Raw genomic sequence first — 6,998 nt, 5'->3', positions numbered from 1 at the left:
ACTTGAGCGTGAAGGTGATGCGTTGTTGTCGCTGTCCGGTTTGTTTGACCAATACCCTGGCGTGTATAACAGCTTGTTTACCACCGACCTAGAAATTATCCCGTTCAAACCAAATGCATATCGTGGTTTTGACTTACCTGCGGAGCCTGGCTTGCTTTCGGACGGAATGCGCCTTTTGGCGCTCCTCAATCAAAATGGCGACCGAATCGCAAACATTAAATCCACGGCTGAAAAGTTGGGTGGTGCCAATCGAGAGCCGATCGTGTTGCGCGCGCTTGTTGATCAGTTCGGAACAAAACAGCGGTTTTTTGATGCAGCTCGGCTGATCGAGGCTTATGCAGAGGGCGCGACCCTGGATAAGGCGCTTTTCAATTACTCCTTACGTGCGGTACAGCTTTATGCTCAGGGCGGCCATACAATCGAGTCTTGGAAGGCAAAGGCAAACTTGGTTGATCGGTTTGGCATACGATCAGAGTTTTGGGCACGCTCTGATGCACAAACAAAGAACGCAATAAGAGACGACCTTATTGTCGTTGTTGGCGAGCTTGCACACCTCAACTTCGTTCGTATGCAAGAGTCTGAAGTGAAAGATCAAAGAACAGTTCAGCAAGCTAAGAAAGCGGCGAGTTATTACTTGCAGCTTGCCGCACTCAAACCAAATACAGTAGAGAGCTACGAGGCCATGTATCTGGCAGCACAAGCGCTTGAAACTTCGGGCCAGACAGCCAAGGCCGGTGAACTGTACGCTACAGCCGCTTATTCCGGCTTAGCGCATCAATACCAAGCTAAATCTGCGTACGCCGCATTTTATCTGGCGAGTGGGCGCGGTGTTGGCGGTAGTGATACGGCTGAAGAATGGTCAGAGACTCGGTTTGAATTGGCACAGAAATACTTGAGCGCATTTCCTGGGCACGATGCTGCCGCGACAACCGCACTAGCGACCGCGAGCGCGTATGTTTCGAGTGGGAACGAAGAAAGCGCGACTCGCCTTTTTGAGAGCTACGATGCCTTCACAAATGCTGAGCCCAATCAGCGACTTGCCGCTGCGATCAGCCTTGCAGGCTTGTATTATAACGGTGCAGAAGAGTACGCAGGATTTTATCGGGCCGAGCAGCAATACCTTGCTGCCGATCAACTAGCGCGTAGCATCATCAAGGCCCAAGAAATCGAGGGTGATTCAGATGTCTCCAAGTCTCAGCGCATTGCTGTCACCGAGAGTGCGCGCCGCAGCATTGACGATATTTCAAATGGGATTGCGAATTCGCGCTTTAAGCTAGCGGAACTGGCAGAGACACCTGAACAATCCATCGAGCACTATGCGTCGATTTTCGATGCGTTTTCCCAGCATCCGCTCGCGCCAGATGCTGCATTTAATGGTGCTAGTGTCGCAGTTCAGAATAAACGCTGGGCGCAAGGGGCCGCCATGCATCAAGTATTCTTGGAAGCCTTTCCTTCTAACAAGCTGACTGAAATAAGTCGGCAACAACTTATCGTTTCTCTAGAGATGTTGGGTAGAACGCAGGAGGCGGCTGACGAATTGATGGTGCAGGCGAGGTTGTTGGTTGATAAGGATCGAACTCTTTCGGCGAACTCTGCGTACAGTGCTGCCGGTTACTATGCAGCTAACGATTTCCCACTGCTCGCGCGTGAGAGCTATGAGTGGTTACTTCGCAGTCATCCAGAGCGTCCTGAGCTCGCCGTTGAAGCGCTGTCATTCATGGTTGATCAAGCCGAGCCAGGTAGTGCTGAGTCGCGATCCGCCTCTGAACGGCTCGTCTCGTATGTTGAAGAGAACAAACTCGACGATGAGCGAAGCGCCAGTTTAGCGGCGGTAAATGCGCTGCGAATTGCTTCAGTCGAGCGCGATGCATTCAATGCAATGTCAATTTCACAGCCTTTTAAATCGAGCTTAAAGAAAAAAACGGCCGCACTTAACCGTTGTACAGAAGCATATAAGCGCGTCGTGAAATTCGGGATTGCAGAATATACGAATGCGGCGCGTTTTGAGATGGGGGACATATATCAAGGGCTAGCGCATGCGATCATGGATTCGGAGCGTCCTTCGGGCTTAAGTGCGCTTGAACAAGAACAGTATGCGATTCTTTTGGAAGAACAAGCAATTCCGATTGAAGAAGAAGCTATCGCGTTGCATGAGCAGAATGTCAAAACGCGCGGCAATAACCGAGCCGATGAGTGGATAAGTGCCAGTTACGCAGCGCTAGCTCGGCTAAATCCAAGTCTTTATGCACGACCAATAATAGGACCAAGTCATGCCCCGGTTAGTTACTAAAATTTGTGGTCTACTAGCCCTGCTAATTTTGTTGCCGGGCTGTATGACTCAGCAGGTTAAGACACCGTCCGACATTGGCGCGCAACCCAGACAAATAAGTGCGGTATCAACAAAAAAAGTAAGCCCTGAAGATGCGCCAAGAATGCAGGCTGTTGAGCAAGCGATGCAGGAAGCCGACTATGACACGGCATCACAACTTGCTGGAGATTTGCTGAAGACGTATCCAAATAACGCGCCCCTCCATATCAATTTGGGCGTTATCGACTTGAAGCTACAGCGTTACGACGATGCGTTAACGCACTTCAATAGAGGCTGCGAGCTCGACCCAAGCAATATCCACTGCCCATTGTTTAAAGGAGAGGCCTTGTTAGCCCTCGCACGCTACGAAGATGCAGAAACAGAGTATTTGCGTGCGCTGGCATTAGACGATACCTCACTCTATGCGCATTATGGACTTGGGGTTATCTACGATTTGTATTTAATGAAGTACGATCTCGCTGAAGATCATTATCAAGCGTTTATCGACGGCGCGGATGAAGAAACGAACGCCGAGGATGTAAAAAGGGTTAAGATCTGGAAGCGTCTTTTGAAGAGGAAAGCATCCTAATGTTAAAAACTCTCCTGCACGCTGGTCTCTTTTTGGCTTTTATGTTGAGCGGATTGGCTGTATACGCGTCGGAGCCTAGCTCTAAAAAAGGGCAAACCATCGCAATCATAGGTAACTCTGAGTTACCGAAGATTGATGTTGCGCTACCATGGCGTGTGGCGAGTGACAAAGACGCAACGAAGATCGAGTTGACGCCGCAGAAAATGCCCGATGCGCTGAAGCCTACAGATATCAGCGAACATCGCGAACGTGTTTATTTCGAGAGATATATAAAAGTATCGACCGAATCCTTCACGAATTAAAATTCTCAATCTATCGTTAGTAATAACGCTTAGAAACAATCGATTAAAGGGAGATAACATTGGATACAGTGGTTAAGTTTTTTCAAGATGGCGGTTCTTTTATGTATCCCATTGCGGTTGTTTTAGCGATAGGTCTGGCGATTGCTGTAGAGCGGTTTATTTTTTTAACCGGTGCAAAGTCAACAAACCGCCGAGTATTTGAAGATGAATTGCTTCCCCTACTATTGAAAAACGAGTTCATTAAAGCGGGTGAGAAAGCGCGGAAAGGAAAGGCTGCAATCTCAACAATGCTCGACATTGGTCTCACTCGGCATAATGCAGGTCGCCCTCGGGACGAAATCGAGTATGCAATGGAGGAGTCTCTAATGGAGATTTTGCCGCGACTTGAGAAACGTACACCGTATCTCGCCATGCTGGCGAACGTTGCTACGTTATTGGGTTTGCTAGGCACGATCATCGGACTTATTGCAGCATTTACCGCCGTTGCCAATGCTGATCCCGCACAAAAAGCGAACCTGTTATCTCAAAGTATCTCGGTCGCCATGAACACAACAGCATTTGGCCTTATGGCAGCAATTCCACTCTTGTTGATCCATTCATTTCTTCAGGCCAAAACAAATGAGATTGTCGATAGTTTTGAAATGGCCGGCATCAAGGTGTTGAACCTATGTGCTTCCAGTCGCGATTAGAGGTTAGGAATTAGCTATAACACGCTATTTATGATGTCTTCCTCTCTTTCTCATCAAACGTTGCCTTGGTCGGATGTACGCTCGGAGCGAAAGCTCTTTCGCGTTTCTCTTGGCTGTGTGTTTGCGATATTTGTCACTGTAGCAGTTGTGGTTAATTTCTACGAAGTGCCAGAGCCTGACCGTGAGTCGCTGGAAGAAATTCCTCCGCAACTCGCAAAACTTCTGAAAGCGGAAAAAGCGAAAAAAATAGAACCGATTAAGACGGAGAAACCTCCACTCGTGGAGCCAAAAAAGGTTGAAGCGCCAAAGCCAAAGCCTAAAGTTGCCCCGAAGCCTACTCCAAAGGTAAGCCCAAAGGATTCCGTTAAGAAGCCTCGAGCGCTCAAAGAGACCAAGAAAAGTACTGAAAAACAGATTCAGCAAGCGCGCAACGTAGCAAAACAAAGCGGCATTTTGGCAATGCAGAGCGAAATGGCAGCATTAAGCAGTTCAGTGTCGTCCGATGGCTTTTCTAGCTCTATTAAGTCGACGAGCCAGCGTTCTGCCAGTGCTTCTGCGAGAAAGGTGGATACCGTAAATGAGTCGGCGCTAACCGCAACGTCCGGTGTTAACGCACCGGACAAACAGAACGTCGCCACTCAGAGTATCGACTTGGAAGCGAGCGCTTCGGAGCGGCTTGAAGTTACGTCGGAGGAGATCGCATTAGCCAAAGCTGAGCGTGAAGAGGCTAACACCCGAAAAGACGAAGAGATTCAAATTGTCGTTGAAGGGCTACGCTCCACATTCAACCTGCTTTACAACCGTGCATTGCGCGATGACCCTTTCCTAGAAGGGATGCTAGAACTTGTTATTCGGATCGAGCCCAACGGAGTGGTATCTCGCGTCGACATTGTCCAAAACACCCTCGAAAACGATGCGTTCGTGGCAAAGCTGATCGCTCGAATGAAGCTCACAAATTTTGGTGCATCTGGCAACAAAGCAATCGAAAAAAACCTGCCTTTCGAATTTAGTCCCAGTTAAGTTCATACTCTGCATGCACGTTAGTGGTGCTCGCTATCCTGGACAAACAATGACTGCGCTATTTTGGTGCAGTCTTTTGAGTCCCTAGTATCGGGATCACGTACCCCCGCCTTTATAAAGAGGGAACGGGCGACTAAATTTAAAAATATTTCCCTCTGGTACGCATCGTGCTAAACCAGTGTAGTACTCCTAGGTAACGACTATAAAGTACCTGATAACAACAAATCATTCGGCTTGGACTATGCGCGACAAAGAATATAATCAAGCGTTCATCGACAAACATATGCTGCCCGACGCGTACTTATCGACAGCGAAACGGTATTTTGATCCTGTCGCCGAAGCACTCATCTCTATTTTGACTTCCAGTCCTGATAAATCCTTACTTATTGCTCTGTCTGGGAGTCAGGGTTCCGGTAAATCGACGTTAACGGATTACCTTGCATGCTTTCTGAAATCGGAGGGCGTTCAGGTTCTAACTATTTCGCTAGATGATTTTTATCTCTCAAAAGCAGGGCGTGCTCATCGCGCTGCGACGTTGCACCCCCTACTAGAGACTCGCGGCGTACCGGGAACTCACGATACGGAGAAGCTGCAAGAGGTGCTTGCCAAGTTCAAGCAGGGTGCGCTTTTAGGTGAGGTAATACCGAGTTTTGATAAGTCGAAGGACGATTTGAAGCCCAAAGAGAAGTGGCACAGGGTGAGTCAAAACCCACAGGTCCTAATTCTTGAGGGATGGTGTTTAGGCGTTGAGCCAGTGGAGGAAAGCGCACTGCATTCGCCTTGTAACAAGTTTGAAAGTGAGCGCGATTCTGATGGTAACTGGCGAAGACTGGTAAATAGGTATATCCAAGATGAATACGCTCAGATTCATAGAATGTTCGATTATTGGCTGTTTCTCCAAGCACCAAGTTTTGAGTCGGTTTATAGCTGGCGCTTGGAGCAAGAAGAAAAGATGCGTGCGGCGATAGCCACGAATAAGTCGAAAGCGGTATCGGGCGAACCCGCTGAAAATGAGCAAGGGGCGCACACTCCAGTGGTAGGTATGACGCCAGCAGAGATACATGCGTTTATCCAATATTACCAGCGGCTTACAGAGCGAGTTTTAGCGTCGTTAGCCGATAAAGCGGATGTTGTTTGGAAGCTAGACGATAATCGTAAGATTGTAACGATGCGAGCAAAAGGATTGTTTGCTGAACATAGAATTGATTTAGGCAGGGTAAGCTGATGTCGCGCGTTAAAGGATCGATTGTTTTTACTGACTTGGATGGCACGCTGTTAGACCATGATGATTATTCATTTTCTGCTGCAGCCGGTGCTTTAGAAGCGCTTAAACGCGAGGGAGTGCCGATTGTTCCGGTTACTAGCAAGACCAAAGCTGAGCTTCTTAGCCTTCGAGACGCGATTGGGCTTGAGACACCATTTGTGGTCGAAAATGGTGCTGGAATATACATCCCAAAGGGCTATTTTCTCTTCAATGACGACTCATTGATAGATGCAGGTTCATATTGGTGCAAGCGCTTTGCGCCCCCAAGGTCTAAGCTAACCGAGCTGGTGATGAACGCGCCAGAGGCTCTTAGAATGAGCATGCGCACCTTCTCCGAAATGACGATATTGGAACTGTCTGAACTCACCGGTTTGACGGAAGCACAAGCTGAGCTTGCGGCCGCGAGAGAGTTTTCAGAACCAATAGAGTGGACCGGTGAAGATAGTGACGCATCCGAACTCAAAGACTATGCACGGCAGCATGGATACGATTTGATAAAGGGTGGTCGGTTTTTCCACCTAACGAACGGGTACGACAAGGGGCAAGCCTTATACTGGTTAAAGCAGCAGTACAGTCGGGCGAATCCAAATCAGGCGCAGTTCGCCATCGCGCTCGGAGATAGTGCCAATGATATCGATATGCTTGAAGCGGCGGATCAGGCGATCATCATTAAAAACCCGCATTCAAAAACCATAGAGCTAGCGCCTGGAATTCCCGTTATCCGAAGCGCACAAGCAGGCCCATCCGGTTGGGCAGAATCATTAAGCAGTTTCCTTAATTTAGACTTGCCCTGAGGTGTCACCAGCATGGCTGATTTTTATCAAAA

General features: G+C 48.5%; 7 protein-coding genes. All 7 read left to right on the top strand.

The features are described 5' to 3' along the window. Positions 1–2,290: tol-pal system YbgF family protein (locus A3751_RS22620; RefSeq protein WP_068451987.1), on the top strand; the 2,290-nt coding region annotated here is incomplete at its 5' end. After that, on the top strand, positions 2,271–2,897 hold the full coding sequence (locus A3751_RS03235; RefSeq protein WP_068451983.1) for a tetratricopeptide repeat protein: 627 nt from the start codon (positions 2,271–2,273) through the stop codon (positions 2,895–2,897). The genes A3751_RS22620 and A3751_RS03235, both read left to right, overlap by 20 nt. Continuing rightward, positions 2,897–3,199, top strand: coding sequence for a hypothetical protein (locus tag A3751_RS03230; RefSeq protein WP_068451979.1), 303 nt, complete (start codon positions 2,897–2,899; stop codon positions 3,197–3,199). Before A3751_RS03235 ends, A3751_RS03230 begins: the two co-directional genes overlap by 1 nt. A gap of 59 nt (positions 3,200–3,258) precedes the next feature. Continuing rightward, on the top strand, positions 3,259–3,888 hold the full coding sequence (locus A3751_RS03225; protein ID WP_082863024.1) for a MotA/TolQ/ExbB proton channel family protein: 630 nt from the start codon (positions 3,259–3,261) through the stop codon (positions 3,886–3,888). A gap of 30 nt (positions 3,889–3,918) precedes the next feature. Beyond that, a complete protein-coding gene (locus tag A3751_RS03220) occupies positions 3,919–4,908 on the top strand; it encodes an AgmX/PglI C-terminal domain-containing protein (protein WP_068451967.1) in 990 nt (329 codons plus the stop codon). 241 nt (positions 4,909–5,149) lie between these two features. After that, positions 5,150–6,133, top strand: coding sequence for a P-loop NTPase fold protein (locus A3751_RS03215; RefSeq protein ID WP_068451966.1), 984 nt, complete (start codon positions 5,150–5,152; stop codon positions 6,131–6,133). Continuing rightward, the gene (locus A3751_RS03210; RefSeq protein ID WP_068451963.1) at positions 6,133–6,966 is read left to right on the top strand and encodes a mannosyl-3-phosphoglycerate phosphatase; all 834 of its coding nucleotides are present in this window, start codon (positions 6,133–6,135) and stop codon (positions 6,964–6,966) included. Before A3751_RS03215 ends, A3751_RS03210 begins: the two co-directional genes overlap by 1 nt. Positions 6,967–6,998: the final 32 nt, after the last annotated feature.

This window comes from Oleiphilus sp. HI0080 (assembly GCF_001635135.1).
This window is presented reverse-complemented; position numbering and strand designations above follow the sequence as displayed.